This is a genomic window from Amycolatopsis sp. cmx-4-61, from assembly GCF_046548775.1.
GTDB lineage: Bacteria > Actinomycetota > Actinomycetes > Mycobacteriales > Pseudonocardiaceae > Amycolatopsis.
On the sequence record NZ_JAEBEI010000012.1, the window covers coordinates 45045 to 69179 of the forward strand.

Below are 24135 nucleotides of genomic sequence, written 5' to 3' on the forward strand. Positions count from 1 at the left end.
TTGAACGTGTGACATCAGGGCTTGTCGACGCGAAGGTCGCGTAGCACGCTCGGGTTTGTGAGCCCGATCACTGTCGGGCAGGCCGTTCCCGAGCCGGCTTTTGGAGGCCTGATGCGCATCACCGTCACCGTCGACGGGACGAAGTACACCGACGAAGTCGAACCCCGCACCCTCCTCGTGCGCCACCTACGGGAAAAACTCGGGAAGGTCGGCACGGTCGTCGGCTGCGACACCAGCAACTGCGGCGCCTGCACCGTCCACCTCGACGGGCACAGCGTGAAGTCCTGTTCCGTGCTGGCCGTGCAGGCCGACGGCTGCGAGGTCACCACCGTCGAAGGCCTGGCCCGCGACGGCAAGCTGCACCCGGTGCAGCAGGCGTTCCACGACAACCACGCGCTGCAGTGCGGGTTCTGCACGCCGGGGATGATCATGCAGTCGATCGATCTGCTGGCCGACAACCCCGACCCGGACGAACAGGCCGTCCGCGAAGGGCTCGAAGGCAACCTGTGCCGCTGCACCGGCTACCAGAACATCGTCCGCGCGGTCCGCGACGCCGCGCAGCACATGAGTCCCGGCGCCGGGCCCGAAGCCGAGCGGATCGCCGAGAACAAGCACGTCGGCGTGGGTGGTGACTGATGACCGCGACGATCGAACCGGAAGTCGGCAAGTCCCGCCGCCGCAAGGAGGACGAGCGGCTGATCACCGGCCGCACCCGCTGGACCGACAACATCACGCTGCCCGGCCTGCTGCACCTGGCCGTCCTGCGCAGCCCGTTCGCGCACGCCAAGATCGTCTCGATCGACACGTCGGCGGCGAAGGACGCCCCCGGCGTCATCGCCGTCTACACCGCCGAGGACCTCGACCCCGACGGCTCGATCGGCATGCCGTGCGCGTGGCCGATCACGCCGGACATGAAGGCCCCGCGCCGTCCGGTGCTCGCCGCCGGCACGGTCAACTTCGCCGGGGAAGGCGTCGCGGTCGTCGTCGCGCGCTCGTCCGCCGAAGCGCACGACGCGCTTGAGGAAATCGACGTCGAGTACGACGAGCTGCCGGTCGTCCTCGACATGGAAGCCGCGATCGCCGAGGGCGCCCCGCTCGTCCACGAGGACCTCGGCACCAACACGAGCGCGGTCTGGAAGTTCGACTCGGCCGAGGCCGGCACCGGCGGCAACGTCGAAGACGCGATCAGCTCCTCGGAGGTCGTGCTCAAGCGCCGCTTCCGCCAACAGCGCCTGGTCCCGGCGTTCATGGAGCCGCGCGCCTGCGTCGTCGACCCGACCAGCACGCAGATCACCATGTGGTCGGCCACGCAGATCCCGCACATCCTGCGCGTGATGTCGGCGCTGACGCTCGGCATCCCCGAACACAAGATCCGCGTCATCGCCCCGGACGTCGGCGGCGGCTTCGGCGGCAAGATCGGCGTCCTGCCCGAAGAGATGATGGCGCTGCTGGTCGCGCGGAAGCTCGGCAAGCCGGTCAAGTGGAACGAAACACGGTCGGAGACGATGCTCGCCGCGCACCACGGCCGCGACCAGATCCAGGACCTCACCATTTCGGCGACCCGCGACGGCCGGGTCACCGGCCTCAAGGTCGAGCTGCTCGCCAACCTCGGCGCGTACAACGGCCTGGTCGGCCCCGGTGTGCCGATCCTCGGCGCGTTCATGTTCAACGCGATCTACAAGATCCCGGCGTACCACTTCGCGTGCACCAACGTGTACACGACGACGACGCTGACCGACGCCTACCGCGGCGCCGGCCGCCCGGAGGCGACGTTCGCGATCGAGCGGATCATGGACGAACTCGCCGTCGAGCTCGGCATGGATCCGCTGGAACTGCGCGAGAAGAACTGGATCAAGCACGAGGAATTCCCGTTCACCACGGTGTGCGGGCTGACCTACGACTCCGGCAACTACGAGGCCGCCACCCAGAAGGCCAAGCAGCTCTTCGACTACGACGGCCTGCGCGCCGAGCAGGAGAAGCGCCGCGCGGCGAAGGACAAGGTCCAGCTCGGCATCGGCATCTCGACGTTCACCGAAATGTGCGGGCTGGCGCCGTCGCGGGTGCTCGGTTCGCTGGACTACGGCGCCGGCGGCTGGGAGTACGCGTCGATCCGGATGCTGCCCACCGGCAAGGTCGAAGTCACGACCGGTGCGTCCGCGCACGGCCAGGGCCACGAGACGGCGTGGAGCCAGATCGTCGCCGACCAGCTGGGCGTCGCGTTCGAGGACGTCGAGATCCTGCACGGGGACACGCAGTCGTCGCACAAGGGCTTGGACACCTACGGCTCGCGGTCGCTGGTCGTCGGCGGCATCGCGGTCGTCAAGGCCGCGGAGAAGGTGATCGCGAAGGCCAAGCCGATCGCGGCGCACCTGCTCGAATGCGCCGAGGACGACCTCGAGTTCGCGGGCGGCAAGTTCACCGTGAAGGGCACCGACACGTCCACGACGATGGGCGACGTCGCGCTCGCGGTGTTCGCGGCGCACAACCTGCCCGACGGCGTGGAGCCGTCGCTCGACTCGGACGCCACGTTCGACCCGGAGAACTTCTCGTTCCCGCACGGCACGCACCTGTGCGCCGCCGAGGTGGACACCGAGACCGGCCGGATCAAGCTGCGCTCGTACGTCTGCGTCGACGACGTCGGCGTCGCGGTGAACCCGCTGATCGTCGAAGGGCAGGTGCACGGCGGGCTCGCCCAGGGCATCGCGCAGGCGCTGTTCGAAGGCACCGAGCACGACGAGAGCGGCACGCTGACGACCGGCACGTTCGCCGACTACCTGCTGCCGTCGGCGGCCGACCTGCCGTCGTTCACCACCGACCGCACCGAGACGCCGTCGACGACCAACCCGCTCGGCGCCAAGGGCGTCGGCGAGGCGGGCACGATCGCGTCCACCCCGGCGGTGGTCAACGCGGTGGTCGACGCGGTGCGGTCGTTCGGTGTGAACGACATCGAGATGCCGTTGACCCCGATGCGGGTGTGGCACGCCATCCAGCACGGCACCACCGACGCGGGCGGCCCCGGCCGCGGCGAAGCCGGTGGCGGCCTCGGTTCGATCGACGCCACCGGAGGTGCGCAGTGATCCCGGCTCCCTTCGACTACGTCCGCCCGTCCACAGTGGACGAAGCGGTGCAGGCGCTGGCGGCGGCGGGCGAGGACGCCAAGGTCCTCGCGGGCGGCCAGAGCCTGCTGCCGGTGCTGCGGATGCGGCTCGCCGCACCGACCACGCTGGTCGACCTCGGGCGCGTCGCGGAACTGCGCGGCGTCCGCGAGGAAGGCGACGAGCTGGTGATCGGCGCGATGACGACGCACTACGACGTGCAGCGTGACGCACTGGTCGCTTCGCACGCGGCGTTGCTCAAGGAGGCGACCGACACGGTGGCCGACCCGCAGATCCGCCACCGCGGCACGCTCGGGGGCGCGATCGCGCACGCCGACCCGGCGGGCGACCTGCTGGCGCCGGTGCTCGCGCTGGACGCGTCGCTGGTGGTGGCCGGGCCGTCGGGACGCCGGACGGTGCCGGCCGCGGACTTCTTCCGCGACCTGTTCACCACCGCGCTGGCCCCGGACGAGCTCCTGGTCGAGATCCGCGTACCCAAGCACACGGGGTGGCGGGCGCACTACGAGAAGTTCAACCGCGTCGCCCAGGCGTGGTCGATGGTCGCGGTCGCGGTCACCGTCCGCACCGAAGCGGGGGTGATCGAGGAGGCCCGGGTCGCCCTGACGAACATGGGTTCGACCCCGGTCCGGGCCTCCGGTGTCGAGGCGGCCCTGGTCGGCGTCCAGGCTTCGGCGGACTCGATCGCTGCGGCGGCGTCGCACGCGGCGGAGGGCACGAATCCGCCGGTCGACAGCAACGCCGACGTCGAATACCGCCGTCACCTGGCCCGCGTGCTGACCGGCCGAGCGATCACGGCGGCGGCCGGGGCCTGACGCACGGGTTCGCCACCCTGGCCGTCGCCCCGGCGGCGGCTAGGGTGGGCACCGGACCCGTCCGTCTTCAGGAAGGAGGTCGGCCCGTGCGGCTCGACCACGAATTCACCGTCCCGGCACCGATCGGCGAGGTCTGGCAGGCGGTCGTCGACCCCGAGCGCGTCGCTCCGTGCATGCCCGGAGCGGCCCTGACGAAGGTCGAAGGCGACAAGTTCAGCGGAACGGTGAAGGTCAAGCTGGGGCCGATTTCGTTGCTGTACAAGGGGAACGGCGAGTTCCTCGATAAGGACGAGAGCGCCCGCAAGGTGACGATCAAGGCCTCGGGCAAGGATTCCCGCGGAGCCGGCACGGCGGCGGCCACGGTGACGCTGACGTTGACGGAGACGGACGGCGGAACCCACGGAGCGGTGGCGACGGACCTGTCGATCACGGGCAAGCCGGCCCAGTTCGGCCGGGGGCTGATCAGCGAGGTGGGCGGGAAGATCCTGGACACTTTCGCCGGGTGCCTGTCGGGCAAGCTGGCCTCGCCCGGGGGAGAGACTGAGTCGGCGGGGAGTGGTTCGGCCCAGGCGGGTTCGGCTGGCGGCGCCTCGGCGCAGGAGAGTTCGGCTCAGGCCGGCTCGGCGGAGGGCACTGCGGCGAAGGCGGGCTCGGCCTCGGCGCAAGCTGCCGCCGGGAAAACCTCGGCGCAGGAGGGAGCGTCGCAGGCGGCTTCGGCGGGTGCGGGTTCGGCTGGGGGCACCTCGGCGCAGGAGGGATCGCCGCAGGCGGGTGCGGCGGCGGCAGGTTCGGCTGCGGGCATCTCGGCGCAAGAGGAATCGGCCCAGGCTGCCTCGGCCGGGAGCGCTGGTTCGGCCGCGAGCACTTCGGCACAGGCAGGTTCGGCGGACGACTCGCCCGGGAGTGCCCCGGCGCAGGGGACCGCTGCGGCGGCCCAACCGGCTGCGAAGCCGCAGGCCGGGGTCAAGGCTGCGCCGACCACGCCGGAGATCAACACGGAACCGAAGCCCAAGGCGGCGGACCGGCCGGCGCTGCACAGCGTCCCGGCACCTCCGGAAACGGACGCCATCGACCTGCTCGACTACGCGGGACAGTCGGTGCTCAAGCGGGTGGTCCCGGTGCTAGCGGGCATCGCCGCGGTGTTCGGCCTGGTGGCGATCGTCCGCGCACTGCGCAAGTGAGCTGACTTGCATTCGAGTTGACCGCATCGAGGCGACGCATTCGAGGTGGCCCCAGTGAGGCGCCGCGTCGCGGTGGCCGCGGCCGGTACGCGCCGGATCTGCCCTCGGCGGGTACGGCAGCGGGCGTGAGTCTCCGCTTTGGTCGGTCGGCGCGGGGGAAGGACTCGGCGTGCCCCGGTGGTGATCAGGCGGTGGGCTGCTGAACTGCGGTGATCTACCCTGCGCGGGTCTTCTGACGCTGGCGGCGGGCGCAATTCGCCCGGACCGGCGACGGGGCTCGCCGGAACGGCTACGCTGGGCTACCTGGTCGGCCGAACTTCGCGCAAGGGGTACGTCACGATGGCGGTTCGTCACGTCTGTGGCCTCGGTTCTTGAGAGCGCAGGCCGCCGTGCGTCGGGGAGCGCTTTCGACCTGGCCCGGGTGGCCCGCGCGGTGGGCGATGTGGGGTGGCGCGAAGAACCGCTGGATCGCCTACGCCCTCGGCTGTGAACTCCTCGCCGTCGTCGCGACCGGGACCGCGCTGGCCACCGGGTTCGGTGGGCCGGTGCGGCCCGGGTGGTTCGCCGTGCTGGTCGGGCTCGGGGTGGCGCAGGCCGAGATGTCGCGCCGCATCGAGCGGTTGCGGCGGTGGATGAGCGGGCAGACGCACATCAACGTCACGTCCGTCTGGTACCTCGCCGGTGTCGTCCTGCTCCCGCCGGCGTGGGTGGCGCTGCTGGCCGTCGTGCTCTACACGCACCTGTGGGTGCGAGTGTGGCGACAGGTCCGCACGCGCCCCGCGCACCGGTTCGTGGCCAGCACGGCTTGGGCGATGCTCTCGTGTTTTGCCGCTTCCTCCGTTCTCGCTGTCTTGGGGTTGCACGGGACGCCGCTGCAGACACCGCGCGGCCTGTTCGCGCTGTGCCTGGCGGCCGCGGTGTTCGAGCTGGTGAACGTCGGCCTGGTGGCGGCCGGCATCTACCTGTACACCAGCCAGCGCTCGGCGGCCGACCTGATCGGCACGTGGGAGGACAACGCGTTCGAGCTGGCGACCCTCTGCCTGGGCGGGCTCGCGGCCCTCGCGCTGGTCGAGCAGCCGGTGCTGGTGGTGTTCGTCGTGGCGCCGTTGCTGTTGCTGCACCGGTACCTGCTGTTGAAGCAGCAGCTGCAGGTCGCGGCCGTCACCGACGAGAAGACCGGGCTGCTCAACACCGCGGGCTGGCACGACTCCGCCACACGCGAGCACGCCCGCGCCCAGCGCCGCGGCGCCGTCGGGGGCTTCGCGGTGCTGATGATCGACCTGGACCACTTCAAGCGGATCAACGACACGTACGGCCACCTCACCGGCGACGACGTGCTGGCCGCGGTCGCGGTGGCGATCTCCGGTTCGGTACGCCAGGGCGACACGGTGGGCCGGTTCGGCGGTGAGGAGTTCGTGGTGCTGCTGCCCGGCATCGGCCGCGCGGATGTGCTGGCGGTCGCCGAACGGGTGCGGGTGGCGGTGGGCGAGCTGAACGTGGTGATCTCGACGGGAGGCGGGACCGTGCGGGTGAGCGGGTTGTCGGTGTCGATCGGGGTCGCGCGGTATCCCGACGCGGGCCCGCTGCTCGATGACGTGCTCCGCACCGCCGATGCGGCGCTGTACCGGGCCAAGGAGGCCGGCCGGAACCGGGTCGCGGTGTGACGGCAGCGAAGGTGGGTCCGCGGTAGTGGGTCGGCCGGCGTGGGCGGTGGAGGTTGGCCGGGGTCGGGTTGCGAGGCTGACGCAGGTATCTGTGATGGTGCGGGCTGCGATGGAACGGCGCTGGTCGGCGGGCGGCAGGAGGTTGGCCGGGGCTGAGGTTGTGAGGTACGGGCGCGAGGTGGCTGACGCGGGTGTCTGATGGCCCTCGTCGCGGTGTGACGGCGCCGATCGGTGTGATGTACGGCGCGAAATACGTCGGCGCCGGCGCCGTTTACACCGGTATGAGCGGCGCGGATCACGAGACGGATGTTGTGGTCGTCGGGGCCGGGCAGGCCGGGTTGTCCGCCGCCTACCACCTTCGGCGGGCCGGGTTCGCCAACCGGAGCGGGTTCGTCGTTCTCGATCACGGGAAACGGGCCGGCGGTGCCTGGCAGTACCGGTGGCCGTCGCTCGTTCTCGGGAAAGTGCACGGCATTCACGACCTTCCCGGGATGGCGTTCGGTACTCCGGACCCGACGCGGCCCGCCTCCGAGGTCGTCTCCGACTACTTCGCGCGCTTCGAAAGCGTCTACGACCTTCCCGTTCTGCGGCCCGTCGACGTCCAGTCCGTGACGCGGGCGGGGGACCGGCTGGTCGTCGCCAGCCCGGCGGAGTCCTGGGCCGCACGGGCCGTCGTCAGCGCCACCGGGACCTGGGACCGTCCCTTCTGGCCTCGCTACCCCGGCCAGGAGACCTTCGCCGGCCGGCAGCTGCACACCGCCGACTACACCGGACCCGAGGACTTCCGCGGCCGGCGGGTGGTCGTGGTCGGCGGGGGTGCCTCCGCCGTGCAGCTGCTCATGGAGTTCGCCCCGCTCGCCCGCGCCACCGCCTGGGTGACGCGCCGGCCGCCCGTCTGGCGTGACGAGCCCTTCAGCGAGGACTGGGGACGCAACGCCGTCGCCAAGGTCGACGAACGGGTGCGGGCCGGGCTGCCGCCCGAAAGCGTCGTCAGCGTGACCGATCTGGCCGTGACGCCGGAGGTGCGGGCCGCCCGCGCCGCCGGGATCCTCGACCGGCGGCCGATGTTCGAGCGGATCACGCCCGAGGGCGTCGTCTGGCCCGGCGGCGAGCGGTTCGACGCCGACGTGCTCCTCTGGGCCACCGGGTTCCGCGCCGCGATCGACCACCTCGCGCCGCTGCACGTCCGCGAACCCGGTGGCGGCATCCGCATGGACGGCACCAGGGTGGTCCTCGAGCCGCGCCTGCACCTGGTGGGCTACGGCCCTTCGGCGAGCACGGTCGGGGCCAACCGGGTGGGCCGGGCCGCCGTGACGGAGATCCGGAAACTGCTGCGGTGAGGGTCTTCGCCGGACGGCGAAGGGGCGGGTCGAAGGAGCCATAGACCCAAGCTACCGAACATCTGTGCGAACGGAATCGCTGAATCGGGTGATCATCCGGAGAGCGCAGATTCGTTGTGCCGCAAGGGAAACTCAGAGCGCCATGCCCGGGACCCGGGCGCGGATCGCCGCCATGGTCGCCTCGTCGGACACGCCCTGCCAGTCGTACCGCGGCGTGTACGGCGCCGTGAGAGCGCGGACGTCGTCATCGCCGAGCGAAACGTCCAGCGAAGCCACCGCATCGTCGATCTGCCCGGCCGAACCGGCGCCGACCAGCGGAGCCGTGACGACCGGCTGCCGGTGCAGCCACGCCAGGGCGATGGCCGCGCGGCTCACCCCGTGGGCGGCCGCCACCTTCCCGACCGCTTCCGCGATCGCGCGGTTCGACGCCTCTTCCGCGGGCGTGTACAGCAGGTCCGCGTAGGCCCCGTCGGTGCTGGAGCGGGCGGTCGACTTCGCGTCGTCCCAGGCGCGGGCCAGCCGGCCGCGGGCCAGCGGGCTCCAGACGATCGTGCCGACGCCCTCGTCCAGGCACAGCGGGATCATCTCGCGTTCTTCCTCGCGGGCCAGCAGGTTGTAGTGGTCCTGCATGGACACGAACCGCGCCCAGCCGTGCTGCTTCTGCAGGTGCAGGGCCTTGGCGAACTCCCACGCGAACATCGACGACGCACCCAGGTAGCGCACCTTGCCCGCCTTGACCAGGTCGCTGAGCGCCTCGAGTGTCTCCTCCAGCGGCGTCTCGTGGTCGTTGCGGTGGATCTGGTAGAGGTCGATGTAGTCGGTGCCCAGCCGCCGCAGCGAATGGCCGACCTCGGTCATGATCGCCTTGCGGGACAGCCCGCGCCCGTTCGGCCCGGGCCGCATCGGGTGCCGGAGCTTGGTGGCGATCACGACGTCGTCGCGGTCGGCGAAGTCCTTGAGCGCCCGGCCGAGGATCTCTTCGCTGGACCCGTTCGAGTACATGTTCGCGGTGTCGAAGAAGTTGATGCCGGCCTCGAGCGCGTGCCGGATCAGGGGCCGGGCCTGCTCTTCGCCGAGGGACCAGACGGGGTGGCCGCGGTCGGGTTCGCCGTAGGACATCGCACCGATCGCGACGGGGGAGACGTCCAGGCCGGTGGCGCCCAGCTTCACGTAACGCATGTGTTCTCCAGGTGAAAGCAACTCGCGGAGGATTCTCCGGATGTGCCGCCGAAACTAGCGGAGGATTCTCCGCATGTCAAAGATGAGGCATGATCGGGGCATGACCGAGGGGACGTATGGCACCCAGCGCAAGGCCGCCGCGCGCAACCGCGTCGCGATCATCGAGGCCGCCCACGAGCTGTTCGCGCAGAACCCGCTGGTGCCGCTGAGCGAGGTCGCCAAGCGCGCCGGGGTCGGCGCCGGCACCCTCTACCGCCACTTCCCGACCCGCGAAGACCTGATCCTCGCCGCCTACCAGCACGACATCGAGCGCCTGACGACGACCGCCGACGACGTGCTGGCCCGGCATTCCTCGGCGAAGGCCGCCTTCGTCGAGTGGTTCGAAACGCTCTCGGCCTACATCCGCATCAAGCACGGCCTCGGGGACGCCCTGCACAGCGCCGCGGCCCAGGAGCTCATCGATGCTTCGTGGGCGCCCACCACCGCGGCCGTCAAGAAGCTCGTCGACGCGTGCGTGGCCGAAGGCACCATCGCGCCGGGGCACGACCCCGCCGACATCATCATGCTGATGAGCTTCCTGTGGCGCGTGGCGAACAACGACGAAGGTGCGGCCCAGGGACGACGGCTGATCGCCGCGGTGTTCGAAGGGCTTCAAGCGCCGCCGCGGCCCTGCTGAGCAGCGGTGGTCCCGGGGCGCGGGGCAGTAGCCCGCTCAACGGAACATGCCCTGAGCAGGGGAAATGGTGAAAAACTCACCCTCTTGACCGATTCAAGGGCAAGACACGTCTTGTCAGCCGGAACGTCCTCTCGTTACAGTCCGCTTAGTTAGGAAACTTTCCTAACTGTTTGCACCGACGCCGCAGCCCACCAGCCACCGCCAGGCCCGTAAGGAGCGCGACGTGCCGTCCACCCGACTACGTCCCTTAGCCCGTTTCACCCCCGTGCTCGCCGCCGTGGTGCTGCTGCCGTCCGCGATCGCCGCGGCCGCCACCACCCAGGCCGCCGATGTCCTGCTGTCGCAGGGAAAACCCGTTGCCACCTCGACCGTCGAAAGCTCGTCGTACACCGGCGCGAAGGCCGTCGACGGCAGCACGACCACCCGCTGGGCCAGCGCCGAAGGCGCCGACCCGCAGTGGCTGCGGATCGACCTCGGCCAGCCCGCGACCATCCACCGCGTCGTCCTCAACTGGGAAGCCGCCTACGCCAAGAAGTACCGCATCGAGGTCTCCGACGACGGCACGACCTTCACCACGGCCGCCGCCATCGACACCGGGGACGGCAAGATCGACGACCTCGGCGGCCTCACCGCCCGCGGCCGCTTCGTGCGCTTCGTCGGCCTCACCCGCGGCACGAGCTACGGCTATTCCTTCTGGGAGATGCAGGTCTTCGGCACCACGGACTCCTCCGGCGACACGCAGGCCCCGACCACCCCGGCCGGCCTCGCCGCGGGCACGGCGACCGCTACCAGCGTTCCGCTGACCTGGGGCGCCGCCACCGACGACGTCGGCGTCACCGGGTACGACGTCCTCCGCAACGGCGCGGTCGTCGCCACCAGCGCGACCACGTCCTACACCGACACCGGGCTCACCCCGGCCACGAGCTACACCTACGCGGTCCGTGCGCGCGACGCCGCCGGGAACACCTCGGCCGCGAGCACGCCGATCACGGTCAAGACCGCCGCCGGGAGCGCGGGATTCGTCCTCGCCGCGGCCGGCGACATCGCCGAACAGTGCACCGCGAGCAGCTCCGGCTGCGTCCACCCGAAGACCGCGAAGCTCGTCGAGAACATCAACCCCGCGGCCGTGATCACCATGGGGGACAACCAGTACGACGAGCCCACGTTGTCCGACTTCAAGAACTACTACGACAAGAGCTGGGGCAAGTTCAAGAGCATCACGCACCCGGTCCCCGGCAACCACGAGTCCTACAGCGGCTTCACCGGCTACGACCAGTACTTCGGCGCCATCGCCAAGCCGCAGGGCCAGCGGTACTACAGCTGGGAAATGGGCAACTGGCACTTCATCGCCCTCGACTCCAACGACTTCGTCACCCACGACGAGTTCGCCGAGCCGCCCCAGATCACCTGGCTGAAGCAGGACCTGGCCAACAACAGGAAGGGCTGCGTCGCCGCGTACTACCACCACCCGCGGTGGAGCTCCGGCGACCACGGCGACAACACCGACAGCACCGAGCTGTGGAACCTCCTGGTCGCCAACAAGGCCGACCTCGTCCTCAACGGCCACGACCACGACTACGAGCGGTTCCTCCCGCAGAACGCCGACGGCAAGGCGGATCCGAACGGTCCGGTCGAGATCGTCGGCGGCAGCGGCGGAGCCAACCTCTACGACCTGAGCCCGGCGCACGCCACCACGGCCAAGCTGCTGAAGACCTTCGGCGTCCTGAAGCTGTCGATGACGGACACCACGTTCCAGACGCAGCTCATCGGCGTCGACGGCAAGGTCCTCGACAACAGCCCGACCTACACCTGCCACTAGGAGGCCCGGGCATGTACATCGCGGCAAGCCGTACTTCGGACCTGGCGTCCGGGACCGATCGCCGGCCGGGGCTCAAGCGGGTGTCCGCCAACGTGGTGGCACTCGGCATGGTCAGCCTGGTCACCGACGTCTCGTCGGAGATGGTCACCGCCGTCCTCCCGCTCTACCTGGTCCTCGGCCTGGGCCTGAACCCGCTGCAGTTCGGGCTGCTCGACGGGCTCTACGCCGGGGCGACCGCGGTCGTGCGGGTGCTCGGCGGGCACCTCGCCGACCGGTGGCGGCGGCTCAAGGCCGTCGCCGGGTTCGGGTACGGCTTGTCCGCGGTGTGCAAGCTCGGCCTCGTCGCGGCCGGTTCGTCGGTGGCGGCCATCGGGGTCGTCCTCGCCGCCGACCGCACCGGCAAGGGGCTGCGCACCGGCCCGCGCGACGCGCTGATTTCGCTCAGCAGCGAGCCCGCGGCCCTCGGCCGGTCGTTCGGGGTGCACCGGGCGATGGACACCGTCGGCGCGTTCCTCGGCCCGCTGGTGGCGATGGCCGTGCTCGCGCTGAGCCTCGGCAGCTACACCAGCGTGTTCTTCACCAGCTTCTGCGTCGCGGCGATCGCCGTGCTGCTGCTGGTCCTGTTCGTCCGCGACCACCCGGGCAGCGTCGACCGCGCGGCGGTGTCCGCCCGGGCCGCGCTCGGCCTGCTGAGGCAGCAGGACTTCCGGCGCGTGGCGCTCTGGGCGGCCCTGCTGGGCCTGGTGACGGTCGGCGACTCGTTCGTCTACCTCGTCCTGCAGCGGCGCTGGGCGATCGCGGCGACGTACTTCCCGCTGCTGCCCCTGGGCACGGCCGGGGTCTACCTGCTGCTGGCCGTGCCGCTCGGCAAGCTCGCCGACCGCGTGGGCCGCTGGCCGGTGTTCCTCGGCGGGCACGCCGCCCTGTGCCTGGCCCTGGTGCTGCTCTGCGGCCCGCAGGCGGGGCTGTGGCTCGCCGTGGTCGCGCTCGGCCTGCACGGCGTGTTCTACGCGGCCACCGACGGCGTCCTGATGGCCGCCGCCGGCCCGCTCATCCCGGCCGGCCTGCGCGCCACCGGGCTGGCCGTGGTGCAGACGGGCCAGGCCGTGGCGCGGATGCTCTCCTCCGTCCTCTTCGGACTGGCGTGGACGCTGTGGGACCTGCGGCCCGCGGTGCTCGTCGCCGCAGCCTGCCTGGCCGCCGTCGCCCTCGCCGCCGCCTTCGCGAAACCGGTGCGCCCGTGAAGAAACTCGTCCTCGCCCTCGGCGGCACGGCCCTGCTGATCGCCGCCGCCGTCACGTACACGGTCAGCGCGCGGCACGACACCGCGGCCGCCGAACCCGCCGCCGCGTTGACCCTGGCGCCCGGGCAGCTGCTGTTCCGCGACACCGCCACCGGCCGCGTCGGCGCCGTGCCGCTCGGCGACCCGCAGGCGAAACCCCGGCTCAGCGGCCTGAAGTGCGACCGGTTCGCGGTGGCGAAGCAGACGGCGGTCTGCCTGGCTGTGCGGCCCGGCACACTCCCGGCGATCACCGACGTCCTCGTCCTCGACGACCACCTCGCCGTCCGCCACACCGAAACCCTGCCCGGCACGCCGAGCCGCGCGCGCGTGTCGCCGGACGGCAGGCGCGTCGACTGGACGCTGTTCGTCACCGGCGATTCCTACGCGCAGACCGGCTTCTCGACCCGGGCCGGTCTCTACGAGGTCGACACCGGACGGCTCGTCAAGACGATCGAGGAGCTGCCGGTGTTCAAGGGCGACGACCGCTACTTCGCGGCCGACGTCAACTACTGGGGCATCACCTTCGCCGCCGACGGCAACCGCTTCTACGCCACCCTGGGCAGCAAGGGGAAGACGTACCTGGTCGAAGCCGACTACCGGCGCTTCCGCGGCAAGACCCTGCGCGAGAACGTCGAATGCCCGTCCCTGTCACCGGACGGCCAGCGGATCGCCTTCAAGAAGAAGGTCGGCGACGGCGTCTGGCGGCTGTCCGTCCTGGACCTCGCGAGCCTGCGGGAGACCGAGCTCGCCGAGCCCCGCAGCGTCGACGACCAGGCGCTTTGGCAGGACGACCGGACGATCCTGTACGGGCTGGACAACGCCGTCTGGGCGGTCTCGGCCGACGGCTCCGGCGCGCCCCGGCAGCTCGTCGCCGGGGCCGCGTCGCCGGCCGTCACTCAGGACCCGAGGTAACGCACCTGGCCGCCCTTCCCGCGCTCGTACCCGTCCCGCCCGGCCAGGTGCTCGGGCACGCCGACCTCCCACCAAGCCCCGGCTTCGGTCCACGACGACGGCTGCGTCTTCACCACGACCACAGCCGGACGCTGCTCCGAGACGGCCGCTTCGCGAGCCGAGGCATACGCGTCCCGCAGCGAGTCCACTGTGGACGCCGCGAACACCACACAGCCCAGTGATTCGGCGTGGCGAGCGAAGTCGACCCGCGGTGGCGAAGCGTGCGAAGTCGTGCAGTCGGCGTAGAAGTTGTTGAACGGCTTCCCGCCCTGGCCCTCCTGCAGCCGCGCGATCACGGCGTACCCGTCGTTGTCGCAGACGACGGCGACGAACGGGTGGCCGGCGAACGCGGCCGAGAACAGCTCCGAGTTCAGCATCAGGTACGAGCCGTCGCCCAGCAGCGTCGTCACCAGGCCCGGGTGGGCGATCGCCGCACCCCACGCGCCGGACAGCTCGTAGCCCATGCAGGAGAACCCGTATTCGACGTCCATCGAGACCGAGCCGGACCCGCGCCAGCCGCCGATGAGCTCGCCCGGCAGCCCGCCCGAGGCCGTCATGACGTAGTCGTCGGCCGCCGACAGGTCGTTGACCACCCCGACCACCTGCGCGTACGACGGCAGCTCGCCCGGAGACGACCGCAGCGAGTCGATGTGCGTGTCCCAGGAAGCCCGCTCGCCGGCGGCCCGGGACGTCCACGCCGGGTCCACCCGCCAGCTCTCCAGCTGGGCGGCGAGCTCGGCCAGGCCCGCGTCGGCGTCTCCGACCACCGAGAGGGCGCCGTGCTTCACCGCGTCGAACCGGGCCGCGTTGAGCGACACCAGCCGGAGGCCGGGGGAGAAGACCGTCCAGGACGCCGTCGTGAAGTCCTGCAGCCGGGTCCCCACCGCCAGCACGACGTCGGCCGCGGCCGCGACGACGTTCGCCGACGTCGAGCCGGTGATGCCCAGCGGGCCCGCGTGCAGCGGGTGGTCGTGCGGCACCAGCGTCCGGCCCGCCGTGGTCTCCACGAGCGGGATTCCGTGCCGCTCGGCGAACTCGAGCGCGCGCTGCCCGGCCCCGGAATACCGGACGCCGCCGCCGAGCACCAGCAGCGGGCGGTGGGACGCGCGCAGGACCCCGGCCGCCTCGGTGACCGAACGCCGGTCCGGGCGCGGGCGCAGCGGCCGGTGCGTCACCGGCTCGAAGAGCGCCTCCGGAAAGTCGTAGGTCTCCGCCTGGACGTCCTGCGGCAGCGCCAAGGTCACCGGGCCGGCGTCGGCCGGGTCCGTCAGCACCCGCGCCACCTGCGGCAACGTCGAGAGCAGCTGCTCGGGCCGGGTGATCCGGTCGAAGTAGCGCGAGACCGCGCGGAAGGCGTCGTTCACCGTCGCGGTCGCGTCGCCGAACGGCTCGATCTGCTGCAGCACGGGGTCCGGCGCGCGGTTGGTGAACGTGTCGCCCGGCAGCAGCAGGACCGGCAGCCGGTTCGCGTGCGCGACGCCGGCCGCGGTCACCATGTTGAGCGCGCCCGGTCCGATCGACGACGTCACGACGCCGACCTGCCGCCGGTGCGTGGCCTTCGCGTACCCGACCGCGGCCAGCGCCATGCCCTGCTCGGTGTGCCCGCGCCAGACCGGGATCTCCCCGCGGTGTTCCTCCAGGGCGGTCCCGAGGCCGAGGACGTTGCCGTGCCCGAAGATCGCGAACACGCCGGGGAACAGCGGGACTTCCCGCCCGTCGAGGGTTTCCGACCGCTGGGCCAGTATCCAGCGGACCAGGGCCTGAGCCGTCGTCAGCTTCACTGCACACGTCCTTCGTGACTCGTGACGGGACACCGCGGGTCCGGCTCCTGCGTGGCCCACGTGTCGCGGACCCAGCCGTGCGCCGGGTCGTCGCAGAACGCCATCGAGCGTTCCGGAGCCGGTCCGGCCAGGACGTTCAGGTAGTACATCGGGTAGCCCGGCGCGGCCACGCACGGCCCGTGGTAGCCGCGCGGGATCAGGAAGACGTCGTGGTCGCGCACCGCGACGTCCTCGTCCAGCTCGCCGTCGGACGTGTACGTCCGGTGCAGGCCGAACCCCTCGCGGGACGGCGTCACGCCGTCGCGGCCGGCGACGCGGAAGTAGTAGATCTCTTCGTTGACGACCTCGCACTCGGTCGCTTCGTCGTGCTTGTGCGGCGGGTAGGACGACCAGTTGCCGCCCGGGGTGATCAGCTCGCACGCGTTGAGCTTGTCGGCGTGGTCCCACACCCCGGGCACGCCGAAGTTGGTGACCTGCCGCGTGGCCTGCCCGGCGCCGCGGACCTCCACCGGCACGTCCTCGGCGGGCCCGTATTTCGGCGCGAGCCGCCGGGTGCAGCGCGCCATCGGCAGCGCGACCTCCAGGCCGTCCGGTGTCGACAACTCGACTTCGGCGTCCCGGGGGACGTAGGCGAAGTCCGTCACCCGGGTGAAGACCGAGTCGCGGCCGCGCAGCTCGAAGACCTCCCCGTCGACGCGGACGGTTGCGGAACCGGCCAGCGGCAGCACGAACGCCTCGAACTCGCCGGTGTGCAGGGTCCGCGTCTCGCCGGGCGCCAGGGACAGCACCCGCAGCCCGGAGTACCGCCACCCGGCGGTGTCCGGGGTCAGCCGGACCGGGTCGGCGTCGTCGGACAGTGTCCCGAGTGGACGGTGCAGCTTGCTCACTTCGCGGCCTCCAAGACTTCGCGGCGGCGGTGGATCACAGGAGTTCCTCGATTTCGGCCGCGCTCGGCATGGCGTCGGCGCAGGCCAGCCGGGACGCGACGAGCGCGCCCGCGGCGTTCGCGTACTCCGCGGTCCGCACCGGGTCCCAGCCCGACAGCAGGCCGTGGATCAGCGCCCCGCCGAAGCCGTCGCCCGCCCCGAGCCCGCAGACGACCTCGACGCGCTGCGGCGACACCGTCCAGCGGCCTTCCGGAGTCGCCACGAGGACACCTTCGGCGCCCTTCTTGATCACCGCCAGGTGCAGCCCGCGCTCCAGCATCCGGTCCGCGGCCGTGTCCGGGTCCGCGGTGCCGACGGCGACCTCCACCTCGGTCCGGTTGCCGACCGCGACCGTGACGTGGTCGAGCATCCCGCCGATCTCGGCGCGGGCCTGCTCCACCGACGGCCAGAACATCGGCCGGTAGTCCAGGTCCAGGACGGTGTGCGCCCGGCGTCCCCGGGCCTCGAGGATCTTCCGCTGGGTCGCCCGGGCCGGTTCCACGGACACGCCGGTGCCGGTGACCCACAGCAGCGGCACCGACTCGACGACGGCCCAGGGCACGTCCTCGTCGGTGAGCGTGAGGTCGGGCGCGATCGGGGAGCGGTAGAACAGCAGCGGCGGGTCCGCGGGCGGGTTCAGCTCGCAGAACACGACCGGCGTCTGCAGGTCCGGCGAAGTGCCCACGAAGTCCGGCGAGACGCCGAAGCCGTCGAGGGCCTGCCGGACGTAGTCACCGAAGCCGTCCGGGCCGACTTTCGTGAGCACCGCCGTCCGCCGGCCGAGCCGCGCGGCGGCGACCGCGACGTTGGTCGCGGTCCCGCCGAGCGACTTGGCGAACGTGCTGACCCCGGCCAGCGGCACGCCGCTCTGCTCGGGGTAGAGGTCGACGCCCACCCGGCCGATCGTCAAGGCCTCGATGGTCATGCCGCCTCCGCGGGAAAGGGTGCGTCGGCGGGATTCACGCCTTCTCCACCTGCCGCAGCTCGTGTTCGAGGGCTTCCAGTTCGGCACCGCCCGCCATCTGCCGCGTCAGCTCGTTGATGTCGATGTCCTTCTTCTCGTACGAACCGAGCGCGGTACCCCGCTTGAGCAGCAGGAACCGGTCCGCCACCGGGTAGGCGTGGTGCGGGTTGTGCGTGATCAGCACGACGCCGAGCCCGCGGTCACGGGCCTGGGCGACGTACTTCAGGACCACCCCGGCCTGCTTGACACCCAGCGCGGCCGTCGGTTCGTCCAGGATCAGCACCTTCGCGCCGAAGTACACCGCTCGCGCGATGGCGACGCACTGGCGTTCACCACCCGAGAGCGTCCCGACCGGCTGCTCGACGTCCCGCAGGTCGATGCCCATGTCGGACAACGCCTTCTTGGTCGTCTCGCGGCCCTTCTTCCGGTCGAGCATCCGGAACGGGCCGAACCCGGTCGTCGGCTCGGAGCCGAGGAAGAAGTTCCGCCAGACGCTCATCAGCGGCACCACGGCGAGGTCCTGGTACACCGTCGCGATCCCGCGGTCGAGGGCCTCGCGCGGCGAGGAGAACCGCACCGGCTCGCCCTCGACCAGGAACTCGCCGCGGTCGTGCTGCTGCACGCCGGCCAGGATCTTGATCAGCGTGGACTTCCCGGCGCCGTTGTCGCCGAGCACGCAGGTGACCTCGCCCGCGTTGACCACAGTGGACACATCACGCAGCGCGATCACGCTGCCGTAGGTCTTCCCGATCTCGCGAACTTCGAGCAGGCTCATCGGCGTACCCTCTCCGCGCGGCGCCGGAAGGCGTTGTTGACCAGGACCGCGGCCAGCAGCATGACGCCGAGGAACAGCATGAACCAGTCGCTGTTCCACTGCGCGAACACGATGCCCTGGCGGGCCATGCCGAAGATCAGCGCGCCGATCGCCGCGCCCACCGCCGAGCCGAACCCGCCGGTGAGCAGGCAGCCGCCGATCACCGCGGCGATGATGTACTGGAACTCCAGCCCGATGCCCTGGTTGGCCTGGACGCTGGCGAACCGCAGGATGTTGATCGAGCCGACCAGCCACGCGCCGAGCGCGGTGCCCATGAACAGCAGGATCTTCGTGCGCACCACCGGCACGCCGACCGAGCGGGCCGACACCTGCGACCCGCCGACCGCGAAGATCCAGTTGCCGAACCGGGTCCGCACCAGCAGCCACGCGGCGATCGCCGTGACGACGACCCACCAGATGATCGACGACTGGAACTGGGTGCCGCCGATGTCGAACGTGGACGCGAACAGGCCGCCGGCCGACGCGTAACCGCTGGTCGAGCGCATGCCCGACACCTGGACGGTGTTGGTGACCAGCCGCGTCACGCCGAGGTTGAGCCCCTGCAGGGCCAGGAACGACCCCAGCGTGACGATGAAGCTGGGCAGCCCGGTCTTCATCACCAGCCAGCCGTTGAACGCGCCGACGCCGAGCGCGAAGACGAGCGAGGCCAGCAGCGCGAGCCAGACGTTCCAGCCCGCCTGCGTGGCCAGGATCGCGGTGACCAGCGACGTCGACGCCGTCATCACGCCGGCCGACAGGTCGAACTCGCCGCCGACCATGAGCAGCGCGACCACGACGGCCATGATGCCCAGCGTCGAGGAGTCGTCCAGCCAGGTCGCCACGCCCAGCGGGCTGAGGAACTGGCCGGTGACGACCGAGAAGAAGACGAACACCAGCACCGCGCCGAGGAGCGCGCCGATTTCGGGGCGGACGACCAGGCGGTCCGTCAAGCCCTTCTTGGCGACGCGCTCGTCGGGCTGCGCCTGGATCGCTGCGGTCATCGCGTGCCGCGCTGCGCGTACGGGGCGATGGTGTCGATGTTGCTCTTGTCGACGAAGCCCGGGCCGGTCTGCACGGGGTGGCCGCCGCCGATGGTGTTGCCGTTTTCCTTGTACAGCTTCAGGAACACGATCGGGAGGTAGCCCTGCTCGTACTGCTGCTGGTCCACGGCGAAGAGGATGCTGCCGTCCTTGATGGCCGTGACGACGTCGGCGTTCAGGTCGAACGTGGCCACCTGGGCCTTCGAGCTCGCTTCCTTGGCCGCGGCGACGGCGCGGGCGGCGACCTGCGAGTTCAGCGCCAGCACGGCGTCGATCGACGGGTCGGACTGCAGCGCGCCGCGGATCCGGGCCTGCGCGTCGGTCGGGTTGGAGATGTCGACCTGCAGCGTCGTGACGTTGCCGAAGGTCTGCTTCGCGCCGTCGCAGCGCTGGTTCTGGCCGATGTTGCCGGCCTCGTGGATGACGCACAGCAGCTTGGTCTTGCCGGCCGCCTTGAGCCGCTGCCCGGCGCCCTGGCCCGCGAGGCCCTCGCTCTGCCCGACGTGCGCGATCGCGCCGAACCGGGCGCTGAAGTCCTCGCCGGAGTTGATGGTGATGACCGGGATGCCGGCCTTGACCGCGTTCTGGATCGACGTCTGCAGGGCCTGCGGATTCGCCATCGAGACGACCAGGCCGCCGACCTTCTGCGCGACCGCGTTGTCGATGAGCCGCGCCTGGTTGCCCGGGTCGCCGTCGGAGAAGTAGTCGACACCGACGTTCAGGTCCTTGCCCGCCTGCTCGGCGCCGTTCTTGACGACGTTCCAGAAGGCGTCGCCGGCGCTGCCGTGGGTGACCACGGCGACCTTCAGCGGGCCGCCCGTGCTCGGCGCCGCTGCGGCGGCCGAAGAGCTGGAGCCGCTGTTCGGGTTGTCGGCGGCCGGGCCGCTGCAGGCGGAGAGGACCAGCCCGGCGGCGGCGATCGCCGCCACGCCGGCCATTTTCCGGATAGAGAACACAGTCACTCCTTTGGGACCAGGTTTCAGAGGGAGTCGGTGATCTTCGCGAGGTGGGCCAGGCTGCGCCCGGTGTCCCGCCGGGGCAGGTCGTCGGGGCTTTCCTCGCCGAGGGCGGTGTCCTGTTCGAGGACGTACCAGCCGTCGTAGCCGGCGGCCTGGACGGAGCGCACCATCGCCGCCACGTCCACGTCGCCCTCGCCGAGCGGGGTGTACATACCCCGCCCGACCGCGTCGGTGTAGGCGAGCCGGCCCGCGCGCACTTCGGCCGCGAGGTCCTCCCGGACGTCCTTGAGATGCACGTGCCCCACCCGTTCGGGATACCGCTTCGCCAGCTCCACCGGATCCGTCCCGCCGATCATCAGGTGCCCGGTGTCGAGGCACAACCCGAGATCGGAATCGGTGAGGAAGCGCTCGACTTCGGCCTGCTGCTCCACGTGCGTCCCGACGTGCGGGTGCAGCACCGTGCGCAGGCCGTGGCGCGCCGCGATGTCCCGGATCTTTCCGGCGGTGCCGACGAGGGTCGCCCATTCGGCGTCATCGAGCCGCGGGCGCTCGTCGTAGCCGTCGAGGCCCGTCGCGGCGGCGAGGACGAGGACGTCACCCCCGCAGGCGGCGAAGAGCGCGGCCGACTCCTCGGCCTCGGCCAGCGCGCGCTCCGGGTGCTCGTGGAGGACGACGGCGAGGAAGCCGCCGACGAGCTTCAGGCCGTACCCGGCGAGCAGCTCGCGCAGGGCGGCGGGCTCGCGGGGCAGGTACCCGGGCGGCCCCAGCTCGGTGGCCTGGACGCCGAGGGCCGCCATCTCGCCCAGCACGGTGGCCGCGTCCAGCACCCGGCCCCAGCCCGGAACTTCGCAGACGCCCCAGGAGATCGGGGCGGCGGCCACGCGGATCGTCGCTGTCACAAGGGGCCTCCGTTGGTCCGTTGGAGCGCTCTATTGATTAGAGCGCTCTAATCTTGTAGCGTCCGTCACACCAAGTCAAGGCCGAGTTTTCCGAGATCAGGGGGTGGGGTCGTGCGTCCGACGATGGAGGACGTCGCCGCGCGGGCGGGGGTTTCCCGCGCACTGGTCTCCCTGGTGATGCGGAATTCGCCGAAGGTGTCCGACGCGCGGCGCGCCGCGGTGCTGCGCGCGGCCGAAGAACTCGGCTACCAGCCGCACGTGATGGCGCGGTCGCTGGCCAGCCGGACGTCGACCGTGCTCGGCGTGATGGTCAACGACCTGCGCAACGCCTTCTTCGCCGACATCGTCGAAGAGCTGGACACCGCGGCGCAGGCGGCGGGGTTCGACCTGATCCTCAACACCGGCGGCCGCAGCCCCACGCGCGAGTGGAACGCCCTGCACAACCTGCTTTCCTTCCGCCCGGCGGGTATCATCCTGCTCTCCCCGGTCGTCCCGGCCTCGGCGATCCAGGTCGCGGCCCGGCAGTGCCCGGTCGTGCTGGTCTCGCGGACCGCTCGCTCGTCCACAGTGGACACGGTGAACGACGACGGCGAGGCGGGCTCAGCGCTGGCCGTCGACCACCTGGTCGGCCTCGGGCACCGGCGCATCGCGCACCTCGACGGCGGCGGCGCGGCCGGCGCGGCGCAGCGGCGGCGGGGCTTCGAGTCGGCGATGCGGCGCCACGGCCTCGAGCCGATCGTCGTGCGCAGCGAGCACACCGACATCGGGGGCGAGAACGCCGTGCGGGAGCTGCTCGCCGCGTACCCGCGCCCGGAACTGCCGACGGGCCTGGTCTCCGGCAACGACTTCAACGCCGTGGGGGCGATCTCGGCGCTCGAAGAGGCCGGCCTGCGGGTGCCCGAGGACGTCTCGGTCGTCGGCTACGACAACACGTCGCTGGCCGCGCTGCGCCACCTGTCCCTGACCACGGTGGACCAGCCGCGCAAGGAGATGGCCCGGCTGGCCTTCGCGGCCTTGCTCGAACGCGTCCGCGGGGAGCGCACGGAGCCGGTCCGGCACCTGCTGCACCCGTCACTGGTGGTCCGCGCGACCACCGCCGAATCCACCGCAGGAGAAGGAGCTTCACGATGAGGTTGGGACTGGCGGGCACCGGCCGGATCGGCACCGCCCACGCGGAGACGCTCAAGGGCTTCGACGAGGTCGGATCGGTCGTCGTGGCCGACGTCGACCCCGCGCGAGCCGCGTCCGCCGCCGCGAAGCTCGGGGTCGAATCGGCATCCCTCGACGAGCTGTTCGCCGCGGGGCTGGACGGCGTGGTCGTCACGGCGGCCACGGACGCGCACCCGGGCCTGATCATCGCCGCCGTCGACGCGGGCATCCCGGTGTTCTGCGAGAAGCCCGTGGCGGCGGACATCCCGGGCACCCTGGCGGTGATCGACCGCATCGGCGCCTCCGACGTGCCGGTCCAGATCGGGTTCCAGCGCCGCTTCGACGCCGGTTACGCGGCGGCACGGGCGGCCGTCGAGTCCGGCGAGCTGGGCTGGCTGCACACCCTCCGGGCGACCACGTTCGACCCGGCACCCCCGCCGGCGGAGTACGTGGCCCACTCGGGCGGCCTGTTCCGCGACTGCGGCGTCCACGACTTCGACATCATCCGCTGGGTGAGCGGCCGCGAGGTCGAGGAGGTGTACGCGATCGGCGCGAACCGCGGCGAGCGGTTCTTCCGCGACGCGGGCGACGTCGACACGGCCGCGGCGACGCTGACCCTGGACGACGGCACCCTGGCCACGGTGTCGCTGACCCGCTACAACGGCGCGGGGTACGACGTGCGCCTCGACGTGCTCGGCTCGGCCTCCGGTGTGGTGGTCGGGCTGGACGACCGGGCGCCGCTGCGGTCGGCCGAGCCGGGGGTGGCGCCGCTGCCCGGGCCGGCGTACCCCGGCTTCATGGAGCGGTTCCGGCCGGCGTACACGACGGAGCTGCGGGCGTTCCTGGACGTCGTCGCGGGCCGGGCGCCGGTGCCGTGCGGAGCGGCGGACGCCTTGGAGGCGTTCTACATCGCGGAGGCGTGCGAGGTGTCGCGCCGGGAACGGCGTCCGGTGCGGCTGGCGGAAGTCAGGCGCTGAGCAGCTTGCGGACCGTGCGTTCGACGAGCGCCGCGGCCTTCGGCGGGGGAGTGCGGCCGGTCGAGAGGTAGCGGTGGACGACCGCGCGCGGAATCTCGACCAGGGCGAGCACGATCTCCTCGTCCGTGACACCGGTGAGCGGCGGCAGGTTCAGCGTCGCGCGTTTGAGCGCGCCGCGCAGTTCCTGTTCCGTCGCGGCGAGGGCCGCGTGCGCCTCGGCCGACCAGCCGGCCGGGTCGAAGGCCTGCATGCCCGCGTCGAGGACCCGGGCGCCTTCGGGGTGCTTGCGGCACCAGTGGACGACGCTGGCTGCGGCAGCGACGGCCGCTTCGACGTCGGCCGCGGCGCCGAGCGCGGCGGTGAAGGTGTCCTGGAAGTCGCGCAGGGTGCGGAGCCAGAGCTGGGCCAGCAGGGCCGGACGGTCCGGGAAGCGGTGGTAGATCGAGCCGTTCGGCGCGCCGGCGGCCTTCGCGGTGGCGGCCATCGTGACCGCCCGGGCACCCCCGCCGGCGAACAACGCCGCGGCGGCGTCGAGGAACTGCGCTGTGGTGTGCGTCGCGGGCCGGCCCATGTTGTAGAGACTATGCTCTAATACGTTCTGGAGGA

At 71.5% G+C, this 24135-nt stretch carries 20 protein-coding genes and 1 pseudogene; 12 read left to right on the forward strand and 9 right to left on the reverse strand.

Going from position 1 to position 24135, the window contains the following annotated elements:
- Positions 1–111: 111 nt before the first annotated feature.
- The 6 genes and pseudogenes from ACLJOU_RS29020 (at position 112) to ACLJOU_RS29045 (ending at position 8113) form a co-directional block, all read left to right on the forward strand.
- A complete protein-coding gene (locus ACLJOU_RS29020) occupies positions 112–636 on the forward strand; it encodes a (2Fe-2S)-binding protein (RefSeq protein ID WP_410571645.1) in 525 nt (174 codons plus the stop codon).
- Positions 636–3077 carry a xanthine dehydrogenase family protein molybdopterin-binding subunit gene (locus tag ACLJOU_RS29025; protein WP_410571647.1) on the forward strand — a complete coding sequence of 814 codons (2442 nt, stop codon included), beginning with the start codon at positions 636–638 and terminating at the stop codon, positions 3075–3077. The genes ACLJOU_RS29020 and ACLJOU_RS29025 overlap by 1 nt, the downstream gene beginning before the upstream one ends.
- Positions 3074–3928 (forward strand): FAD binding domain-containing protein, encoded by an 855-nt coding sequence (locus ACLJOU_RS29030; RefSeq protein WP_410571649.1) that lies wholly within the window; start codon positions 3074–3076, stop codon positions 3926–3928. The genes ACLJOU_RS29025 and ACLJOU_RS29030 overlap by 4 nt, the downstream gene beginning before the upstream one ends.
- A gap of 86 nt (positions 3929–4014) precedes the next feature.
- Positions 4015–4438, forward strand: a pseudogene (locus ACLJOU_RS29035) (SRPBCC family protein); the annotation flags it as partial.
- Between the two features lie 1111 nt (positions 4439–5549).
- On the forward strand, positions 5550–6773 hold the full coding sequence (locus ACLJOU_RS29040; protein WP_410572023.1) for a diguanylate cyclase: 1224 nt from the start codon (positions 5550–5552) through the stop codon (positions 6771–6773).
- Between the two features lie 281 nt (positions 6774–7054).
- Positions 7055–8113: an NAD(P)-binding domain-containing protein gene (locus ACLJOU_RS29045; RefSeq protein ID WP_410572024.1), complete on the forward strand. Its 1059-nt coding sequence runs from the start codon at positions 7055–7057 to the stop codon at positions 8111–8113.
- A 132-nt stretch (positions 8114–8245) separates the two neighbouring features.
- On the opposite strand, the gene ACLJOU_RS29050 is transcribed toward ACLJOU_RS29045, so the two are convergent.
- Positions 8246–9292 carry an aldo/keto reductase gene (locus ACLJOU_RS29050; RefSeq protein ID WP_410571650.1) on the reverse strand — a complete coding sequence of 349 codons (1047 nt, stop codon included), beginning with the start codon at positions 9290–9292 and terminating at the stop codon, positions 8246–8248.
- A gap of 100 nt (positions 9293–9392) precedes the next feature.
- Here ACLJOU_RS29050 and ACLJOU_RS29055 point away from each other — a divergent pair, with 100 nt between their 5' ends.
- From ACLJOU_RS29055 to ACLJOU_RS29070, 4 genes are all read left to right on the forward strand, one after another.
- A complete protein-coding gene (locus ACLJOU_RS29055; protein ID WP_410571652.1) occupies positions 9393–9968 on the forward strand; it encodes a TetR/AcrR family transcriptional regulator in 576 nt (191 codons plus the stop codon).
- 265 nt (positions 9969–10233) lie between these two features.
- Positions 10234–11787: a discoidin domain-containing protein gene (locus ACLJOU_RS29060; RefSeq protein ID WP_410572026.1), complete on the forward strand. Its 1554-nt coding sequence runs from the start codon at positions 10234–10236 to the stop codon at positions 11785–11787.
- Positions 11788–11798: 11 nt separating this feature from the next.
- Positions 11799–13031, forward strand: coding sequence for an MFS transporter (locus tag ACLJOU_RS29065; protein WP_410571654.1), 1233 nt, complete (start codon positions 11799–11801; stop codon positions 13029–13031).
- Positions 13028–13981 (forward strand): hypothetical protein, encoded by a 954-nt coding sequence (locus ACLJOU_RS29070; RefSeq protein WP_410571656.1) that lies wholly within the window; start codon positions 13028–13030, stop codon positions 13979–13981. The genes ACLJOU_RS29065 and ACLJOU_RS29070 overlap by 4 nt, the downstream gene beginning before the upstream one ends.
- Here the strand turns inward: ACLJOU_RS29070 and iolD are convergent.
- Genes iolD through ACLJOU_RS29105 form a run of 7 tightly spaced genes read right to left on the reverse strand, consistent with a single transcriptional unit; the run spans position 13966 to position 21403 of the window.
- Complete coding sequence (iolD, locus tag ACLJOU_RS29075) at positions 13966–15801, reverse strand: 3D-(3,5/4)-trihydroxycyclohexane-1,2-dione acylhydrolase (decyclizing) (RefSeq protein WP_410571658.1); 1836 nt, start codon at positions 15799–15801, stop codon at positions 13966–13968. The two genes, ACLJOU_RS29070 and iolD, sit on opposite strands and share 16 nt — an antisense overlap.
- The gene (gene iolB / locus ACLJOU_RS29080; RefSeq protein WP_410571660.1) at positions 15798–16688 is read right to left on the reverse strand and encodes a 5-deoxy-glucuronate isomerase; all 891 of its coding nucleotides are present in this window, start codon (positions 16686–16688) and stop codon (positions 15798–15800) included. The genes iolD and iolB overlap by 4 nt, the downstream gene beginning before the upstream one ends.
- Before the next feature lie 34 nt (positions 16689–16722).
- Positions 16723–17652, reverse strand: a complete 930-nt coding sequence (gene iolC, locus ACLJOU_RS29085; RefSeq protein WP_410571662.1) for a 5-dehydro-2-deoxygluconokinase — start codon at positions 17650–17652, stop codon at positions 16723–16725.
- A 34-nt stretch (positions 17653–17686) separates the two neighbouring features.
- Positions 17687–18466, reverse strand: a complete 780-nt coding sequence (locus ACLJOU_RS29090; RefSeq protein WP_410571664.1) for an ATP-binding cassette domain-containing protein — start codon at positions 18464–18466, stop codon at positions 17687–17689.
- Positions 18463–19506, reverse strand: coding sequence for an ABC transporter permease (locus tag ACLJOU_RS29095; protein ID WP_410571666.1), 1044 nt, complete (start codon positions 19504–19506; stop codon positions 18463–18465). Before ACLJOU_RS29095 ends, ACLJOU_RS29090 begins: the two co-directional genes overlap by 4 nt.
- Entirely contained in the window at positions 19503–20483 is a 981-nt protein-coding gene (locus ACLJOU_RS29100; protein ID WP_410572028.1) for a sugar ABC transporter substrate-binding protein, read from the reverse strand. Before ACLJOU_RS29100 ends, ACLJOU_RS29095 begins: the two co-directional genes overlap by 4 nt.
- Positions 20484–20524: 41 nt before the next feature.
- Positions 20525–21403, reverse strand: coding sequence for a TIM barrel protein (locus ACLJOU_RS29105; protein ID WP_410571668.1), 879 nt, complete (start codon positions 21401–21403; stop codon positions 20525–20527).
- A 123-nt stretch (positions 21404–21526) separates the two neighbouring features.
- Here ACLJOU_RS29105 and ACLJOU_RS29110 point away from each other — a divergent pair, with 123 nt between their 5' ends.
- Positions 21527–22534 carry a LacI family DNA-binding transcriptional regulator gene (locus tag ACLJOU_RS29110; protein WP_410572030.1) on the forward strand — a complete coding sequence of 336 codons (1008 nt, stop codon included), beginning with the start codon at positions 21527–21529 and terminating at the stop codon, positions 22532–22534.
- The gene (locus ACLJOU_RS29115) at positions 22531–23529 is read left to right on the forward strand and encodes a Gfo/Idh/MocA family oxidoreductase (protein WP_410571669.1); all 999 of its coding nucleotides are present in this window, start codon (positions 22531–22533) and stop codon (positions 23527–23529) included. Before ACLJOU_RS29110 ends, ACLJOU_RS29115 begins: the two co-directional genes overlap by 4 nt.
- Here the strand turns inward: ACLJOU_RS29115 and ACLJOU_RS29120 are convergent.
- Positions 23519–24100 (reverse strand): TetR family transcriptional regulator, encoded by a 582-nt coding sequence (locus ACLJOU_RS29120; RefSeq protein WP_410571671.1) that lies wholly within the window; start codon positions 24098–24100, stop codon positions 23519–23521. The genes ACLJOU_RS29115 and ACLJOU_RS29120 overlap by 11 nt on opposite strands.
- Between the last annotated feature and the right edge of the window lie 35 nt (positions 24101–24135).